The sequence below is a fragment of the Kaistia sp. 32K genome (assembly GCF_016629525.1).
Lineage (GTDB): Bacteria > Pseudomonadota > Alphaproteobacteria > Rhizobiales > Kaistiaceae > Kaistia.
Map to the genome: position 1 here is coordinate 208,534 of NZ_AP024269.1, position 17,500 is coordinate 226,033.

General features: G+C 66.8%; 15 protein-coding genes. 7 read left to right on the forward strand and 8 right to left on the reverse strand.

The window, feature by feature from the left end; genetic code table 11:
• Positions 1–43: 43 nt before the first annotated feature.
• From K32_RS00930 to K32_RS00950, 5 genes are all read right to left on the reverse strand, one after another.
• Positions 44–973, reverse strand: coding sequence for a carbohydrate ABC transporter permease (locus K32_RS00930; RefSeq protein ID WP_201404290.1), 930 nt, complete (start codon positions 971–973; stop codon positions 44–46).
• A 29-nt stretch (positions 974–1,002) separates the two neighbouring features.
• Entirely contained in the window at positions 1,003–2,118 is a 1,116-nt protein-coding gene (locus K32_RS00935; RefSeq protein WP_201402227.1) for a carbohydrate ABC transporter permease, read from the reverse strand.
• A gap of 109 nt (positions 2,119–2,227) precedes the next feature.
• Positions 2,228–3,904, reverse strand: a complete 1,677-nt coding sequence (locus K32_RS00940) for an ABC transporter substrate-binding protein (protein ID WP_201402228.1) — start codon at positions 3,902–3,904, stop codon at positions 2,228–2,230.
• 383 nt (positions 3,905–4,287) lie between these two features.
• Positions 4,288–5,226, reverse strand: coding sequence for a ribokinase (gene rbsK / locus K32_RS00945; protein WP_201402229.1), 939 nt, complete (start codon positions 5,224–5,226; stop codon positions 4,288–4,290).
• 13 nt (positions 5,227–5,239) lie between these two features.
• A complete protein-coding gene (locus K32_RS00950) occupies positions 5,240–5,695 on the reverse strand; it encodes an RbsD/FucU family protein (protein WP_201402230.1) in 456 nt (151 codons plus the stop codon).
• Between the two features lie 236 nt (positions 5,696–5,931).
• On the opposite strand from K32_RS00950, the gene K32_RS00955 reads away from it, so the two are divergent.
• A complete protein-coding gene (locus K32_RS00955) occupies positions 5,932–6,498 on the forward strand; it encodes a dihydrofolate reductase family protein (protein WP_244669766.1) in 567 nt (188 codons plus the stop codon).
• A 12-nt stretch (positions 6,499–6,510) separates the two neighbouring features.
• Here the strand turns inward: K32_RS00955 and K32_RS00960 are convergent, their stop codons facing one another.
• Positions 6,511–7,314 carry an IclR family transcriptional regulator gene (locus K32_RS00960; protein ID WP_201402231.1) on the reverse strand — a complete coding sequence of 268 codons (804 nt, stop codon included), beginning with the start codon at positions 7,312–7,314 and terminating at the stop codon, positions 6,511–6,513.
• A gap of 126 nt (positions 7,315–7,440) precedes the next feature.
• On the opposite strand from K32_RS00960, the gene K32_RS00965 reads away from it, so the two are divergent.
• The 6 genes from K32_RS00965 to K32_RS00990 all read left to right on the forward strand — a co-directional run bounded on the left by K32_RS00965 (position 7,441) and on the right by K32_RS00990 (position 13,064).
• Entirely contained in the window at positions 7,441–8,793 is a 1,353-nt protein-coding gene (locus tag K32_RS00965; protein ID WP_201402232.1) for an aspartate aminotransferase family protein, read from the forward strand.
• 253 nt (positions 8,794–9,046) lie between these two features.
• On the forward strand, positions 9,047–9,889 hold the full coding sequence (locus K32_RS00970; RefSeq protein ID WP_201402233.1) for a transporter substrate-binding domain-containing protein: 843 nt from the start codon (positions 9,047–9,049) through the stop codon (positions 9,887–9,889).
• Positions 9,890–9,907: 18 nt separating this feature from the next.
• Positions 9,908–10,567, forward strand: coding sequence for an amino acid ABC transporter permease (locus K32_RS00975; protein WP_201402234.1), 660 nt, complete (start codon positions 9,908–9,910; stop codon positions 10,565–10,567).
• An 18-nt stretch (positions 10,568–10,585) separates the two neighbouring features.
• Positions 10,586–11,242, forward strand: coding sequence for an amino acid ABC transporter permease (locus tag K32_RS00980; protein WP_201402235.1), 657 nt, complete (start codon positions 10,586–10,588; stop codon positions 11,240–11,242).
• Positions 11,239–12,021, forward strand: coding sequence for an amino acid ABC transporter ATP-binding protein (locus K32_RS00985; protein ID WP_201402236.1), 783 nt, complete (start codon positions 11,239–11,241; stop codon positions 12,019–12,021). Before K32_RS00980 ends, K32_RS00985 begins: the two co-directional genes overlap by 4 nt.
• Before the next feature lie 176 nt (positions 12,022–12,197).
• On the forward strand, positions 12,198–13,064 hold the full coding sequence (locus tag K32_RS00990) for an NAD(P)-dependent oxidoreductase (RefSeq protein WP_201402237.1): 867 nt from the start codon (positions 12,198–12,200) through the stop codon (positions 13,062–13,064).
• Between the two features lie 268 nt (positions 13,065–13,332).
• On the opposite strand, the gene K32_RS00995 is transcribed toward K32_RS00990, so the two are convergent.
• Together K32_RS00995 and K32_RS01000 are read right to left on the reverse strand one after the other, a co-directional pair.
• Positions 13,333–14,757, reverse strand: a complete 1,425-nt coding sequence (locus K32_RS00995; protein WP_201402238.1) for a mannose-1-phosphate guanylyltransferase/mannose-6-phosphate isomerase — start codon at positions 14,755–14,757, stop codon at positions 13,333–13,335.
• Positions 14,758–14,913: 156 nt separating this feature from the next.
• Positions 14,914–17,256: a Wzz/FepE/Etk N-terminal domain-containing protein gene (locus K32_RS01000; protein ID WP_210342764.1), complete on the reverse strand. Its 2,343-nt coding sequence runs from the start codon at positions 17,254–17,256 to the stop codon at positions 14,914–14,916.
• Positions 17,257–17,500: the final 244 nt, after the last annotated feature.

A 17,500-nucleotide genomic window follows, 5' to 3' on the forward strand; every position in this document is an offset into this window, starting at 1 on the left:
GGCACGGTTGGTCCGTGCCGCCGCCCTTTTGGTTCGCAGAGAGCTACTTCACCGCGCCGGCCGTCAGGCCCTTGACGATGTAGCGCTCGAGGAAGATGCCGACGATGGCGAGCGGCGCGATCGCCGCCGTGGAGAGTGCGGCCATCGACCACCAGTTGATGCCTTGTGAGCCGGTCTGGCTCGCGACCATCACGGGCAGCGTGTTGGCGTTGGTCGAGGTCAAAAGCGCTGCGAAGAAATACTCGTTCCAGCAGAGCACGACCGACAGGATGAAGGCCGCGACCATGCCGGGCAGCGAGATCGGCAGCACGATCCGCATGAACGCGCCCCAGGTCGAGCAGCCGTCGACGAGGGCGGCCTGCTCGAGCTCGACCGGGATGCCGCGGAACTGGTCGCGCATGATCCAGATGACGATCGGCAGCACCATCAGCGTATAGACGACGATCAGGCCGATCCGCGTGTCGAGCAGCGCCAGCTCCTTGTAGAGAACGAGGAAGGGCATGGCGAGCACGACCGGCGGCAGGATCAGCTGCGACAGGAAGAAGAACGAGATGTCGCGGTTGCGCCAGATCGCGAACTTGTAGTCGAAGCGGACCAGGCCGTAGGCGGCGAGCGAGCCGAGGACGACGGCCAGCAGCGAGGCGCCGATCGACATGATCGCCGAGTTCAGGAAGCGCTTCATGAACTCTTCGCGCACCGTCGAGGTGTTGAAGATCGTGTCCGGCGACAGGCCGATCGAGCGCCAGCCGCGCCAGTCCGGCTTGAAGTCGACCCAGGGGATCAGATGGCCCTGCGTGACGTCGACGGCGACCTTGAACGAGGTCGTGATCGTCCAGTAGATCGGGAACAGGGCGATGAAGGTCCACAGCAAGAGCAGGCCGTAGATCGCGACCTTGGCGGCGATGCGCTTCGAATTGCTGGCGAACTCGCTCTGCGGTTCGCGATAGGTATAGGGCTTGCTGCGGGTGGCCATGCCGGATTGTGCTTTCGTGCTCATGGCCATCACCCGGTCACCCGCTTCATCCAGCGGCTCGAACCCCAGAGCAGCAGCGCCACGAAGATGGCGATCAGGATGAAGTAGAACTCGGCCACCATGGTGCCGTAGCCGACATTCGACCTGTCTCGATATTCACGGAAGATGAAGCTCGACACCGTGTCCGTGGCGCCGCCGGGGCCGCCGGAGGTGACGGTGATGACGATGTCGGCGAGCTTCAGCTGGAAGATGATGCGGATGATGATCGCGGTGATCGAGACCGGCAGCATCAAGGGGAAGATGATCTGCCAGAACGAGCGCCAGGGGCTGGCGCCATCGACCTTGGCCGCCTCGAGGATTTCCTTCGGCAGCGCCTGCAGGCCGGCGAGCAACAGGATCATCACGAACGGGATCCAGACCCAGGCGTCCATCGCCATGATCGAGAAACGGGCGATCCAGGGGGAGGCGAAGAAGGCCGGGTTCTCCCAGCCGAGGAAGCGGGCGAGGGTGGCGGCCGGGCCGAAGCGATATTCCATCAGCGACTTGCCGACCATCCAGCCGACCGCGACCGGGCTCAGCATGAAGGGCATCAGGAAGGCGACGCGGAAGAATTTGCGCGCGCGGATCTCGGCATTTAGCAGCATGGCGAGGCCGAAGGCGATGGCGTACTGCACGAGAACCGCCAGGACGTAATAGCCCATGTTGCGCAGCGCGTTCCAGAAATAGCCGTCGTTCATCAGCGCCCAGAAGTTGGCGAGGCCGTTGAACGAGCGTCCCTCGAACGAGGCGAGGTTCCAGTCGGTGAAGGCGATGTAGAGGCCGGCGACCGTCGGGAAGATCACCACGGCGACGGTGAACAGGATGGCGGGCAGCACGAACAGCGCCCGCTTGCCGCCTTCGCCGCGGATCATGACCTGGCCGACGCCGAGCGCCACGCCCCAGGCGATGTAGGTGTAGAGGACCGGCCGCCAGTTGGCGAAGCCGGATTCGGTCTGGCCGGCGGCGTAGAGCCCCTGGTAGAGGGCGATGGCGCCCAGCGCGATCGTGGCGAGGATGATCAGCCATCGACCCGCCGTGCGGCGCGTATCGGAGATGTCGTAAGCCGCGATCGCATCGTGCTGCGCGGCCGTTTGGGACGTCTGCATGGTGTTCGCTTCGTCAATGAGCGTCGTTGAGACGCTCCCAGAAAAAACTGGCTGGCGACGCGTCAGCGCCGCCAGCCCTGGAGGATCTGCAGGCGAGAACCCGCTTCGCTCAGAGGCCGAGCGATGCCTTGTAGAGTTCGATCTGCTTCTCGCGTCCGATCTGGTCGGTCAGCTTCTCCCAGGCGGCGGCGATCTTGTCGGCGCCTTCCTGGGCGGTGTTCTGACCGGCGAAGGTCTTGGCCAGTTCGTCCTCGGCGATCGAGTAGTACTGGAAGATGCCCGGAATGCGCGGCTCGATGGCGGCGTTCGGGTGGTTGTAGCTATCCTTGTTGGCGTTCAGATAGGACGTGATGAACGCTTCGTCATAGCCGGCAGCGACCCATTCCGGGATGTTGAACTGGCTGTTCCGGTAGGGCTGGAAGCCCGACGGATAGGCCGACATCCAGAGGCCGATATCCTTGCCGCCGAGATGGGCGGCGGCGGACCATGCGGCCTTCTTCTTCTTCTCGTCCGCGTCGACGCGCGACATGACGTAGATGCCCCAGCCGAGGAAGGCCATGTTCGGGGCGTAGTTCGGACCGCTCGCGAGCTTCTCCCACTGGCCGGTCTTGGCGTTGTAGACGTCGTCCGAGCCCGGCAGGATCGAGAAGCCGGTGACTTCGCCGACCACCGAGGTGTCGCTGGTCTTGGCGTTGGAGCCGACGTCGCCCCACCAGGAAACCATCGAGCCCGTGCCGCCGAGGAACTGCTGGAACGCGGTGGTGTTCGGATCGGCATTGATCTGGTCGGCCGGCTCCGACGGCAGCGCGTCGATCACGTCCTGGATGGCGCGCACCCAGGCCGGATTGTTGACGCGCGGCTTCATCGTGTCGGCGTCGAACAGCCAGGCATGATCGTCCGGATGCTTGGCGTAGGCGGTGGCGCGGCTGCCGAGGAAGTAGAAGCCGAAACCGCCCCAGGCCTTCGGCGCGTCGAGGTAGCCGTAGAGGTCCTGGCCGCCGAGCTTCTTGCCCTTGAGGAACTTGGTCGCGGCCTGAACCTGCTGCCAGGTCTTCGGCACGCCCCACTCGCCCTCGTGGCCCTCGTCCTTCCACGCCTTGGCGAGGTCGGCATCGGCGAAGACGTCGGTGCGGTGGTTGAAGGTGTGGCAGTCGCCGTCGATCGAGACGCGATAGGTCTTGCCGTTCCAGGTGCCGACCGGCGCCTTGAGGTAGCCGACATAGTCGTCCATGTCGATCTGGGCCTTGACCCAGTCCGGCATCTCCGAGGCGAGGCCCTTGCCGCAGACGTCGCCTTCGAACGGGGCGCCCATTTCGATGACGTCGAAATCGACGGTGCCGGTGGCGATCGACTGCTGCAGGCGGGCGTTATAGTCGGCCTGGGCCAGATCGATCCAGTTGATCTTGGCGCCGGTATAGGCCTCCCACGGCTTCAGGAAGCCGCGGAACAGCATGTTGTGCAGGTTCTGGTTGTTGAGGCCCATGAACGTCAGCTCGACGCCGGCGAACTCGCCTTCCTTGACGTTCTTCTTGGTCGCGTCGAGAACCATCTCGCCGACCTTCTGCCAGTCGGCATCCGTCGGAGAGCCGGCGCCGACGCCGGGAACCGCCAGCAGCCGGGCGCGCAGATCCGCGTCCTGGGCCAGCGCCGGCTGGGCGAACAGGCTCGACCCGCCCACGCCGAGCGCGCCGGTGGCGGCCAGTGCGCCAAGGCCGGCGGCGCCCTTCAGGATGCCGCGGCGGCTCGCCTGCCACTTCAGAAACCGATCATAGTCCTGAGTCTTCATGAAAAGTCCTCCCAAATTGTTGTTGCGGCCCTGCTGCGCTTCGCCCTGTCGCCGGTGACCGGCCAGGCGTGCGCGCTAGAATCCGCGATGGAGACGTCGTGACGGTCTCCATTCTCCCCCCAACGTCGCCCTCCAGCGACGCCGTTCAGTCCCAGTGAAGATCGCCGCAACTTTGCTTCAAACCCACTAGGCGACAACAAGAACCATAAATGTGCGACGCGTCAATCCGGAAGATGGCAGTGCCCCCGCAATAGGCGTCGTCATTGATTTTGCTGGTAAAACAGTAAGGCTGCGCTACATCGCATCTGTTCGATTGAACGGATGCTTATAGTGCATCTATGTTTGCTTTATATGTAAAACGCCGCGCTTCATCGTTGCATCGACTAGGCGCGGACCCCCGCCAGCAGCGCCTCGACTTCGGCCTGATGGGGCATGGAGGGCGCGGTTCCGGCGCGGGTGACCGAGATGCCGGCGACGGCGCAGCCGAAGCGGGCCGCCTCGACCGGATCGGCGCCGCGCGCCAGCGCCGCCGCGAAGCCGCCATTGAAGGCATCGCCGGCGCCCGCCGTCTCGACCACCGGTCCCGGCTTGATGGCCGGGATATGCGTCGAGCCATCGCGACGATGCAGCAGCACGCCGGCCTCGCCGAGCGTGATCAGCGCCGTGCCGACGCCCTTGGCGAGGAAGGCGTCGCCCGCCGCCCGCGCGCTGGCGAGGTCGGTCACGGCGATGCCGGTCAGGAGCGACGCCTCGCTCTCGTTCGGCGTGACATAGTCGCAGAGCGCGTAGAGCGCGTCGTCGAAGGCTTCCGCCGGCGCCGGGTTGAAGATCGTCGTGACGCCGGCGGCGCGCGCGATCTCGAGCCCCCGCCGCGCGGCTTCCACCGGCTGCTCGAGCTGGGTGATGAAGACGGCTGCCTCGCGGATCGCATCGCCGGCCGCTTCGACATCGTCGGCGCCGATCGTCGCCGCCGCGCCCGGCACGACGATGATGGCGTTCTCGCCCGACTGGTCATTCACATAGATGAAGGCGGCGCCCGTCGGCTGGTCGTCCAGCGCGACGACGCGGGCGGAGATCCCCTCCGCCTGCCATGTGTCGAGCGCCACCCGGCCGAAGGCATCGTTGCCGATCTTCGAGATGAAGCTCACGGGAGCGCCGGCCCGCGCCGCGGCGACCGCCTGGTTCGAGCCCTTGCCGCCGGGGCCCATCTTGAAGCCGGAACCGGCGATGGTCTCGCCGATGCCGGGCATGCGCCCCGCCCGAAAGGCGAGGTCCGCGACGAAGATGCCGAGAATGGCGACGCCGCGCTTGGTATCCGTCATGGTCCGTCTCCGCCTAGCGCGCGCCGGGCGGAATGACGCCCTTCTTCAGGATGAAGCATCCGTAGAAGCGGCGTTCACCGGTCTGGATGACGCAATAGGCGTTCTTCGCCCGCTCGTAGAACTCGAAGCGCTCGACCGAGCCCATAGGCCAGGAGCGGCCCTCGGCGGCGTCGATCTCGGCCTGCACTTCGTTCTGCACGTCGGGAAGCTGGTCGGGGCTGCCGACGATCTCCATGCGGAGCGCCGGCTGGTCGACGAAGCTGTCGAGCGGCAGCACGGAGAGGATGGCGCGCGCGGCCTCGGCCGCCGTCACGTTGTCGATGCGCAGCAATTCGCCGAGCACGGTCTGCCGGGCGACGGAGTCGGCCGGGAAATTGGTGTCGCAGATGACGAGGTCGTCGCCATGGCCCATCGCCCTCAAGGCGTAGAGAACATCCGCGTTGAGGAGCGGGTCGATCGATTTCAGCATGAAGTCCCTCCGTTGAGCATGCGTCCGCTTGCTGCGGATCTTGGCATGGCGCCTGATCAGCATTCCGACGCGGGCGGCAGTCTAGCGTGACAATCGCGGCGGCGTGAATGGGTCTCGCGGGCAATCTTCAGCGGCGCGCGCGTCGGCCCCTGTGGAAATCTTTCCCGCCCTTGTCGAATGCCGGCCGGCTCGTCCGTCGTCGTTGCGGGCGCGAAGCGGCAGCAGGGAGAGAGGCAGTGAGGCGTTTGAAAGTCTTCAACCAGCTGACGCTGGATGGCTATTTCGCAGGCCGGGACGGCGATCTCGGCTGGGCCCATCGCGGCGATGCCGATCGGGAATGGAACGCGTTCGTCGCCGGCAATGCCGGCAGCGGCGGCCACCTCGTCTTCGGACGGATCACCTACGAGCTGATGGCGGGCTATTGGTCGACGCCGATGGCGGAGTCCGCCGATCCCGTCGTCGCCCGCGCCATGAACGGACTGCCGAAGACGGTGTTTTCGCGGACGCTCAAGGCCGCCTCCTGGCAGAACACGCGGCTCGCATCCGGCGAGCTCGCGACCGAGATCCGGGATTTGAAGGCCAATGCCGACCGGGATCTGGTGATCCTCGGCAGCGGCAGCCTGGTGGCGCAGCTCGCCGCGACGGGGCTGATCGACAGCTACCAGCTCGTCGTCAATCCGGTCGTGCTCGGCGACGGCTGGGCGCTGTTCGAAGGGGCGACGCGCCGTCTCGATCTGCGCCTCGCCGACATCCGCCGCTTCGACAACGGCAATGTCCTGCTCTCCTACGAATTGCCGGCCTAGGACTTCGAGAGCTCAGCCGTAATCGTTCGACAGGCGCTGGTACTGCGACGAGAAGAGTTGCTCCGAAATCGTTGTCGTCGCCGCGCGCAGCCTGGCGATCAGGCGCGGCCGGATCTCGTCGGTGACGCGGCGCTCCGGCGCGGAAACGCTGATGGCGGCGACGGGATAGCCGACTTCGTTCAGGATGGCGGCGCCGATGCACATCGTGCCTTCCTCGTTCTCGCCGATCTCGACGGCGACTCCGCTCGCCGCCGCGTCCGCGAGCTGCTTCTCGATCGTCTTCAGCTGGGTGATCGTTCGGAGCGTGCGCTGCGGCAGCGCGTCGGAGAGGAGCTTGGTTCGCTCGTCGAGCGGCAATTGCGCCAGGATAGCCTTGCCAAGCGCGGTCGAGTGGACCGGGTCGCGGCTGCCGATCCGCGCCTGCATGCGCAGCGCCCGGGTCGATTCCAGGATGTCGATATAGACGACGTGATTGTCGGCGAGCACCGCGAGATTGGTCGTCTCGTTGAATTCGCGGTTGATCGCGGTCAGCGCCGGCAGCGCGCTGTCCCGCAGCCTCTGGATGCTCTTGTCGGCGGTGGCGAGCGCACGGAAGCGGATGCCGACGCTGTAGCGGTCGCTGCCGGCGTCATAGGTGAGGAAGCCGGCGGCGCTCAGCGTCCGCAAATAGCGGAACACGCTCGTCTTCGGCAGGCCGAGTTCGGAGGCGATCGTCGTCAGCGAGGCGGGGTGGCCCTTCTGCGCGATGGCATCCAGCACCTTGAGCGCCTTGAGGACGGGCCCGACGATGTAGCGGTCGTCCGATTCCACATTCATGGTCTGTGCCTCCGTTCTCGCATCTGTCGGGAAACTAGCTTTTTTCCGCCACGCGAAACAAGCGTCCGTTTACATGAAACGGACCATCTGGCTTGGTTGCACAACAGCCAAGCAGAGGAGCTAGCGTTGAGCATCCACAATCAGGCGGCCGCCGAAACCGCCCTGTCGTCCAAGCCATTGACCTTCGAACGCTCGGCCGAGGAAATCCGCCGCAACGCCCAGTGGATCGCGGGCGGCGTCAACAGCAATTTCCGCCTGAACATCTCGCCGACGCCGCTCGTCTTCGAGAAGGCCGAGGGGCCGTATCTGTTCGACGTCGATGGCAACAAGCTCATCGACTATTATCTCGGCATGGGGCCGATGATCCTCGGCCACAATCCGAAGGCTTTGACCGACGCCGTCACCGAGCAGATGAAGCGCGGCATCCTGTTCGGCGGTCAGTCGCATGTCGAGGTCGAGGCCGCCCGTCTCGTCTGCGAGATGGTGCCCTGCGCCGAGCGCATGCGCTTCGCTTCCTCCGGCTCGGAAGCCGACCAGGCCGCGCTCCGGCTCGCCCGCGGCGCCACCGGCCGCCAGGTCATCATCAAGTTCGAGGGCCACTATCACGGCTGGTTCGACAACGTGCTGTGGTCGACCGCGCCGCCGCTCGACGCCGCCGGGCCTGCCGACAAGCCCGTGCCGGTCGCCGGCAGCAAGGGTCAGCTGCCGCAGTCGGTTGAAGGCCTCGAAGTCCTGCCCTGGAACAATCTGGCGCTACTCGAGCAGCGTCTCGCAAAGGGCGACGTCGCCGGCGTCATCATGGAAGCGACCATGTGCAACGCCGGCGCGATCCATCCGGCTCCCGGCTATCTCGAAGGCGTGCGCGAGGCCTGCACCCGGAACGGCACGATCCTGATCTTCGACGAGGTCATCACCGGCTTCCGCCTCGGCGCCGGCGGCGCGCAGGCGCATTTCGGTGTCACGCCCGACCTCGCCACCTTCGGCAAGGCGATCGCCAACGGCTTCCCGGTGGCGGCGATCGCCGGCCGCGCCGATCTGCTCGACATGTTCGTCTCCGGCGGCATCGTGCATGGCGGCACCTACAACTCGCAGCCGCTCTCGATGGCGGCCACCGTCGCCTCGCTGAAGTCGCTGACGCCCGAGCTCTACGCCACGATCGGCAAGAACGGCACCCGCCTGATGGAGGGCATGCGCGCCATCTTCGCCAAGGCCGGCGTCAAGGCGGTCGTCACCGGCTATCCGCAGATCTTCCACGTCGCCTTCGGCCTCGATGCGCCGGCGAAGGACTATCGCGATCTCGCCCGTTCCGACAAGAAGGCCTATGTCGCCTTCACCACCGCGCTGCTGCGGCGGGGCGTCCGCGCGCTCGAGCGCGGTGCCTGGTTCATGTCGGTCACCCATGACGAGGCGGTCGTCGACGCGACGCTTCTCGCCGTCGAGGGCGCCGTCGGCGAGCTGAAGGGAAGTGGCATTCTCTAAGTCGCTGGTCGCGTTTGGATAATTCCACCAGGCGAAACACGGCACCCTTGCTTTGCATCGGCCCGCAAGGGACGCTGTGTTCCATAGCATAGGATCCGCGGCACGAAGATGCCGGACCCTACCGGTCTCGCACCGCGGAATCCTGACAGTTTTCCGGGCAGGCGGAGCGCAATTCGCCGCCCGGTCACGTTCCACCGTGGCGCGGCCGGGAAAATCCTCGGATTGGCGGCGCCACTTCAAAGAGGGGAAGACCATGCGCGCAACCGCATTGAAGATTGCAGCCGGCTTCGGCGCTGTGACGCTCGCCATGTCGATGGCGCAGCCGGCTTATGCCGGCAAGCTCCAGGACGTGCTCAGCCGCGGCAAGCTGGTCGTCGGCACCGGCAGCACCAATCCGCCGTGGCATTTCCGCGATGAATCGGGCGAGCTCGTCGGCTTCGACATCGACGTCGCCAAGATCATCGCCAAGGGCCTGTTCGATGACGACACCAAGATCGAGTTCGTCAACCAGGCCTCCGACGCCCGCATTCCGAACATCGTCACCGACAAGGTCGACATCGCCTGCCAGTTCATCACCGTGACGGCGGCGCGGGCCCAGCAGGTCGCCTTCACCGTTCCGTATTACCGCGAGGGCGTCAGCCTGATGATGGTGGCAGGCGGTAAGTATCCCGACTACGCCGCGCTCAAGGCCGCCGGCAGCGACGTGACCGTGTCCGTTCTGCAGAACGTCTTCGCCGAGGGCATGGTCAAGGCGGCGCTGCCGGACGCCAAGGTCGACCAGTTCGAGAGCGTCGACCTGATGTATCAGGCGCTGAACTCGGGCCGCGCCGACGCGGCGGCGACCGATACCTCGTCGCTCGCCTACTATATGAAGCAGAACGAGGGCCGTTATGTGGACTCGGGCTACAGCTGGAACCCGCAGACCTATGCCTGCATCGTCAAGCAGGGCGATCCGGACTGGCTGAACTTCGTCAATGTCGCGCTGCGCGAGTCGATGACCGGCACAACCTTCCCGACCTACAAGGCGGCCTATGAGCGCTGGTTCGGCGTGTCGCCGAGCGAGCCGACGATCGGTTTCCCGGCTGAATTCCGCTAAGCCGGGACCTTTCACACCGTGAACTACACGCTGCACTTCGGTGCCGTCTGGGCGAGCTTCGACCATCTGCTGTCGGGGCTCGCCATCGGACTGGCCCTTGCCGTCGCCGCCGTGGCGGTCGGCACCGTCATCGGACTGCTGTCGGCCTTTGCCAGCGTGTCCAGATCGCGTCTGCTGCGCGGGATCAGCGGGACCTACGTCCTGCTGATCCGCAATATCCCGCTGCTGGTGCTGGTGCTGCTCGTCTATTTCGCGCTGCCGGCGACCGGAATCCGGCTCGACAAATATGAGAGCTTCATCGGCTCGCTGGCGCTCTATGCCGGCGCCTACCTGACCGAGGTTTTCCGCGCCGGCCTTCTTTCCGTGCCGAAGGGCATCGTCGAGGCGGGCAGGGCGATCGGGCTGACGCGGCTGCAGACCAATCTCTACGTCGTTGCCCCGGTCATGCTGCGCAATTCGCTGCCCTCGCTCGGCAACACCTTCATCGGCATGTTCAAGGACAGCTCGATCGCCGCCGCGATCGCCATTCCCGAACTGACCTTCGAAGCCCGCAAGATCAACGTCGACACGTTCCGCGTCGTCGAGACATGGACGGTTGCCAGCGGCCTCTACATTGCCGCCTGCTTCACGATTGCCGCCTTGCTGCGGATGCTCGAGCGCCGCTTCCCCAAATTCTGATCGGGTCAAACCTATCCAATGGACGCTTTTCTCGCCCAGCTCTGGATCGCCCGATGGCCGATTTTCGACGGCTTCCTGATGACATTAGGCATTTCGGTCGGGGCGATCGTGTTCGGCACGATCCTCGGCTGTCTCGTCGGAATCCAGCTCGTGTTCGGCTCGCTCCTGGTCAAGCTGCCCTTCCGGCTCTATGTCGACGTCATGCGCGGAACGCCGCTGCTCGTGCTGATCCTGGCGGCCTTCTACATCCCGGCGGTGATGGGCCTGTCGCTCAGCGCCTCGCAGGCCGGCACGCTGGCGCTCGGCCTTTTCGCCGGCGCCCATATCGGTGAGCTGGTGCGCGGTTCGCTGCAGGCGATCCCGCCCGGACAGATCGAAGCCGGCCGCGCCATCGGACTGCGGTTTCCGCAGATCCTGGCCAATGTGCTGCTGCCGCAGGCGCTCCGGACCGCGCTGCCGCCCTGGATCAATACCGGCGTCGAGCTGATCAAGGGATCGAGTTTGCTCTCGATGATCGGTGTCGGCGAACTGCTGCTGAAGACGCAGGAAGTGATTGGCCGCAACTTCATGACCATCCAGTTCTACGTCTTCGCCGGCATCCTCTACCTGATCGTCAACATCAGCCTGGACCTGCTCGGCAAGTCGCTGGAACGCCGCCTCGGAGCCCGCCTATGATCCTCGATGAAAACGCGCGCCCGCTGCTCGACATCCGGGGCCTTCGCAAGAATTTCGGCGCGGTCGAGATCCTGAAGGGCGTCGATCTCTCGCTCAGGCCGAAGGAGGTCGTCTCGATCATCGGCTCCAGCGGTTCCGGCAAGACGACGCTCCTGCGCTGCGTCAACCTGCTGGAGGAATACCAGGGCGGCGACATCGTGCTCGACGGCGAGACGATCGGCTACAAGACGGTCGGGGCCAAGCGTGCGCGGCTGCGCGACGCCGAGCTGTCGCGCCAGCGCGCCATGACCGGCATGGTGTTCCAGAGCTTCAACCTGTTCCCGCACCTGACCGCCGCCGGCAATGTCATGCTCGGCCTGCGCAAGGTCAGGAAGATGGGCAAGGACGAGGCCTTCGCCATCGCCGAGAAATGGCTGAACCGGGTCGGCCTCGGCGCCCGGCTCAACCACTATCCGAGCCAGCTCTCGGGCGGTCAGCAGCAGCGCGTCGCGATCGCCCGCGCGCTCGCGATGAACCCGAAGCTGGTCCTGCTCGACGAAGTCACCTCGGCGCTCGATCCGGAGCTGGTGCAGGAGGTGCTGACGACGGTGAAAGGCATCGCCGACGACGGCGCGACGCTGCTGATTGTGACGCACGAGATGCGCTTCGCCCGCGAGGTTTCCGATCGCATCGTCTTCATGGAGCAGGGCCGCATCGCCGAGCAGGGCACGCCGGATGAGATCTTCGGCGAGGGCCGCAGCCAGCGCCTGAACGAGTTCCTGAAGAGCTCGCGGCACTGAGCGGCGGCATCGCTGCATGGCCGAGATCGAAGCGGACGCCGGCAGCGGCGTCCGCTTTTTCATGAGGCGCGGCAAGGCGTTGGCCGGGGCGGGGTGTCAGGACGCGACCGGCATGCTAGGCCTTTGTGGGGTGTCGGCGGCCGATGCCGGCATGATGGATTTCGACGGAGACGGAAATGACGAAGGTAGCGTTCCTCGGCCTCGGCGTGATGGGCTATCCGATGGCGCGGCATCTGCAGGCTAAGGGTCACGAGGTGACCGTCTACAACCGCAACGCCGCCAAATCCGCCAAATGGGTCGCCGAGTTCGGCGGCCGGGCCGCCGCGACGCCGAAGGAAGCCGCCATCGGCCAGGACATCGTCTTCGCCTGTGTCGGCAATGACGACGATTTGCGCTCGGTGACGATCGGGCCGGACGGCGCCTTCGCCGGCCTCGCCGAGGGAGCGATTTTCGTCGATCATACAACGGCTTCGGCCGAAGTGGCGCGCGAGCTGCACGCGGAAGCCGAGAAGCGCGGCTTCGCCTTTATCGACGCCCCGGTCTCGGGCGGCCAGGCCGGCGCCGAGAATGGCGTGCTGACGGTGATGTGCGGTGGCGACGCCGAGCCGTTCGCCCGCGCCGAGCCGGTGATCCAGAGTTATGCCCGCGCCTGCCGGCTGCTCGGCCCGGTCGGTTCCGGCCAGCTCGCCAAGATGATGAACCAGATCTGCATCGCCGGCATCGTGCAGGGCCTGGCTGAGGCGCTGCATTTCGGCAAGCGCGCCGGCCTCGATGTCGAGGCGGTGGTCGAGGTGATCTCGAAGGGGGCGGCGCAGTCCTGGCAGATGGAGAACCGCTACAAGTCGATGAACGCAGGCAATTTCGAGTTCGGCTTCGCCGTCGACTGGATGCGCAAGGACCTTGGCATCTGTCTCGACGAGGCGCGAAACAACGGCGCCCGGCTGCCGCTGACCGCGCTGGTCGACCAGTTCTATGGCGACGTGCAGCAGATGGGCGGCAACCGCTGGGACACGTCGAGCCTGATCGCGCGGCTGGAAAAATAGGCCGGTTCTCCGGGGTTAACACGCCCCGGCGCCGTTAGCGTGCCGTTATCGTTGTGTGAACGCGGGAGCGGCGTTCCCGTTTGATCTCCGCCCGCGTTCCGCACTCCGGCGTCATCCCCGCGAAGGCGGGGATCCATGCAGCCGTGATTTCGGCAGTTTCACCTCCCGGCAACCCGGCTGAATGGATCCCGGGTCAAGCCCGGGATGACGGCGAGCGTGGGGGCGCGGGGTGCCGCGCTCCTGACCAGCAGGCAGCCGCGGATCAACCTCAGACGCGGGCGTAAATGTCCTCGATGCGGACGATGTCGTCCTCGCCGAGATAGGAGCCGGTCTGCACCTCGATCAGTTCGAGCGGGATCTTGCCGGGGTTGGAGACGCGGTGGATGGCGCCGAGCGGCAGGTAGATCGACTCGTTCTCGTTCACCGTCCGGATGGTGTCGTTCAGCGTCACCTCGGCGGTACCGCGCACGACGACCCAGTGCTCGGCGCGGTGGTGGTGCTTCTGCAGCGACAGCTTGGCGCCGGGCTCGACGACGATCTTCTTCACATGGAAGCGGTCGCCCCGGCAGATCGTCTGGTAGGTGCCCCAGGGGCGGTGGATCTTGATGTGCTCGTTCGCCTCGTTGCGCTTCTCGGCCTTCAGGCTGGCGACGAGGTGCTTGACGTCCTGCGCCCGGTCGGACGGCATGATCAGGATCGCGTCCTCGGAGGCGACGACGGTCAGATTGTCGAGGCCGATGCCGGTAACGAGCGGCCCTTCCGTGTGCACGAAGGCGTTGTGGCTGTCGATCAGCGCCACCGGGCCCGAGGTGACGTTGCCGTGCTCGCCGGGCGAACGGCTGTCGCGCACCGCGTCCCAGCTGCCGATGTCGGACCACGAGAAGCGGCCCTCGATGACGGCGGCGCGATCGGTGCGCTCGAGCACCGCGTAGTCGATCGATTTCGCCGGGATCGCGGCGAAGCTCTTGTCGTCGAGGCGGATGAAGCTCAGATCCTCATGCGCGCCGGCGATGGCCGCCTCGGCGCCGGCGGCGATCTCGGGCTCGAACTTCGCGGCTTCCGAGAGCATCAGCGCCGCCGGGAAGATGAAGTTGCCGGAGTTCCAGAGATAGCCCTCGGCGACATAGCGCTCGGCCGTCTCGCGGTCCGGCTTCTCGACGAAGGAGGTGACGGCGAAGGCGCCCGGCGTGCCGAGCGGCTTGCCCGGCTTGATGTAGCCATAGCTGGTGCGCGGCTCGGTCGGCGTGATGCCGAAGGTGACGATGCGGCCCTCTTCGGCCGCCGCCGCCGCCGCGAGGCAGGCCTCCTGGAACAGCTTGACGTCGGGCACCAGATGGTCGGCGGCGAGCGCCAGCACCAGGCAGTCGTCGCCATAGAGCTTCTGCGCATAGCGGGCGGCGACGATCAGGGCGGCGGCGGAATCGCGCCGGGCCGGCTCCAGGATGATGGTGGCGTCGACGCCGATCTCGGCCGCCTGGCGACGGGCGAAGAAGCGGAAGGCGTCGGCCGTGATGACGATCGGATCGGTGCCGCCCTCGCTCTTCGGCGGCAGGCGCAGCAGCGTGTCCTGATAGAAGGTGCGTTCCGATCCCAGCGCGAGGAACTGCTTCGGCATGCTGTCGCGGGACACGGGCCAGAGGCGAGTGCCCGATCCGCCTGCCAGAACCACCGGAACAATCTTCGAACCTGCCATGTCGTCGCCTCTCATGCGTTTTTCGCTGGGGTGGACCCGCTCGCTTTGTCCTGATGTGGCATGGAGAGGGTTACCAATTCAACGCGCGGCGCGGTTAACGGTTCTCGCCGGGGCAAAAAAGCGCCGCCGCCGCTCGGGAATGCGGGGAAGGGCCCCTCAGGGCGGCCGGCCGGGTGGTCGGCCGCGGCTCGGCCTTCCGGCGGCGAGGTCCTTGGCGGCGAGGCCCGGCGTCAAGACGTTCGGGGCGGCCGGCGGTTTGCGGCCGCGTCGCGGCGCCGGCCGGGCCTTGTGGGTTCCGGCGCGGTTGAGGACGAGCCAGAGATGCGCCGTGCCATGGCCGCCGCGCGATAGCGCCCGAAGCGCCGCCCGCACGTCGTTCGCGGGGGTGGCGCTGTCGACCACCAGCAGGATGTCGTCGACATGGCGCAGCAGCAGCAGCGCATCGATCACCGGCAGAACCGGCGGGCTGTCGAGGATGACATGGTCGAAATTCTGCCGCGCCTCCTGGATCCACTGGTCGAGCCGGCTCGACTGCAGCAGCGTGTCGAGATGCAGTCGCGGGTCGGCCGGGCCGCATGCGATGGCGAGATGCGGCGCGACGTCGTCGATCGTCAGCCCCTCGGCGCCGATGCCCCGGCCGGCGAGATAGTCGGCGACGCTGTGGCGCGGCGCGAGGTCGAGTTCGGTATGGATCGAGGGCCGCCGGAGATCGCCGTCGATCAACAGCGTCCGGCGTCCGGAAAGCGCCAGCGAGGCGGCCAGGGCGATCGCGGTCGACGTCGCCCCTTCGCCGGCGGTCGCCGCCACCGTCAGGATGACGCGCGCCCGTCCCTCGCGCGGGGCCGGAGCGAGGTCGAGGCCGAGCCGCAGGCGGCGGATCGCCTCGCTATAGAGGCTGTTTGGATGTTCGAGCGTCTCGGTCGCCGGCTTCTCGCCGGGCCGGTCGGGCCGCGCCTCGATCCGGGGCAGCGTCGCGAGGACGGGAACGCCGGAAAAGGCCTCCAGCTCGCTCTCGTCGGAAAAGCCCCCGGCAAAGCCGTCGCGCAGCATGGCCGCGCCGATGCCGGCGAGCAGCGCGCCCATCCCGGCGAGCGCGAGCACCAGCGGCTTGTCCGGAAAGGCGGGGGCGGAGGGGGCGAGTGCTGCCGAGACGATGCGGCTATCGGGAAGCTGCAGCTCGATCTCGGCGGCGGCGGCGGTCGAGTTCGCGGCCAGCTTGTCGACGACCTGGCGCAGCGCCGCCGCATCGCTCTCGGCCTCGCGGAAATGCAGCACGATGTCGGCCGGCACGTCATTGCCGGCAAGACGCCGGCCGAGCCGGCCGCGCAGTTCCGTCTCGCTGTCCCGCGCCATCCCGGCCTCGGCGGCGATGCGGTCGATGACGGCCTGCGCTTCCTTGTCGAGCTGCCGGTCGAGCTGGGCGAGCTTGGTCATCGCCTCCGGATTCGATCCCGCGTTGGCGCCGAACTGGCGGCGGAGCGCCGCGTGCTCGACATTCAGCCGGACCAGGCGGTCGGAGTTCAGCTCCGCGATCAGGGCGTCCCACTCGCGTTTACGGGCCTTTTCGCGCGCCCGGCCGGCGAGCGCATCGTAGCGCTTCCGCGTCGAGGCCTGCTCCTGGATCGCCGCGCGGATCTCGCCGAGTTCGGCGCGAAGCTCCGGATCCTGGATTTCGCCGAGGCTGTCGTCGAGAAAGCTGTCGAGCTTGCGCTCATGCTCGCGCAGCGTCGCGCGGGTCGCTTCCAGCTGCTGGGCGAGCCGTTGCTGCACGCTGGCGGCAACCGCGACCTTGGCCTGGATCTGGCCGTCGATATAGGCGGCGGCGATCGCATTGGCGATCCGCGCCGCCTTGTCGGCGTCCTTCGATCGCGCGGTCACCTCGATCACATAGGTTTCGCCGCGCCGGGCGATCGATGTCGCCGCCTCCAGCCGCTTCAGCGTCAGCTGCGTGATCTCGGCTTCCGAAGGCGCGGGCGACCGGATGCCGAGCCAGGCGCGCGCTCGCGCCAGCCAGCCATCGAGCGGCGCGAATTCGGGGTCGGCCGGGAGCCCCAGCCGCGTCTGCGCCGCCAGCAGCACGGAGGGCGAGCGCAGGATCTCCACCTCGCTGTCGACCCTTGCGTCGTCGGCGGGCCGCGTCGCGCCGCCCGGCTCCGAGTTCAGCATGCTGCGCTGCCAGGGATCGACGATGACGAGCGCCGACGCCTTGTAGACGGGCGTCAGCTGGTCGAGGACGATTGCGGCTAGGGCAATGCCGGCGACGAGAACGGCGAGGATCGTCCAGACCTGCCGCTGCATCAGCCGGAACAGGCGCCAGGGATCGAAGCTTTGCGCCGGGGCGGGCTGGGCAAGGGACTGGGCAAGCGGCTGGGCATGCGGCTGCAAATGGTTTGGGGCTTGCGGCGCGGTCGTTTCCGGGGAGGCAGGGGGAATTCCGTCGTCGGGCGGCGTCTTGCGCCCGTCATCCGTGGCGAGGCGAAGGCCCCTCCCATCCAACATTCTGCTCGCCCCCGCTCGCTGCCGGCGGTCGCTGGATGCAGGCTCGACCGCGGAACCGAAGGTGACGTAACGGCATCTGCGAGTCAACGCGCGGCCTGGTGTGCGCCTCACTCGCTCCTTATGCGTCCCCTTGCTCCGCCTCGGCTGCGGCCCTTCTCCGCATTGCGAACAAAACGGGAAACATGCTCCAATCCGGGACGCTCCTGCTCCTTGATTCGACGGACCCTGCCCATGACAGCCTTGC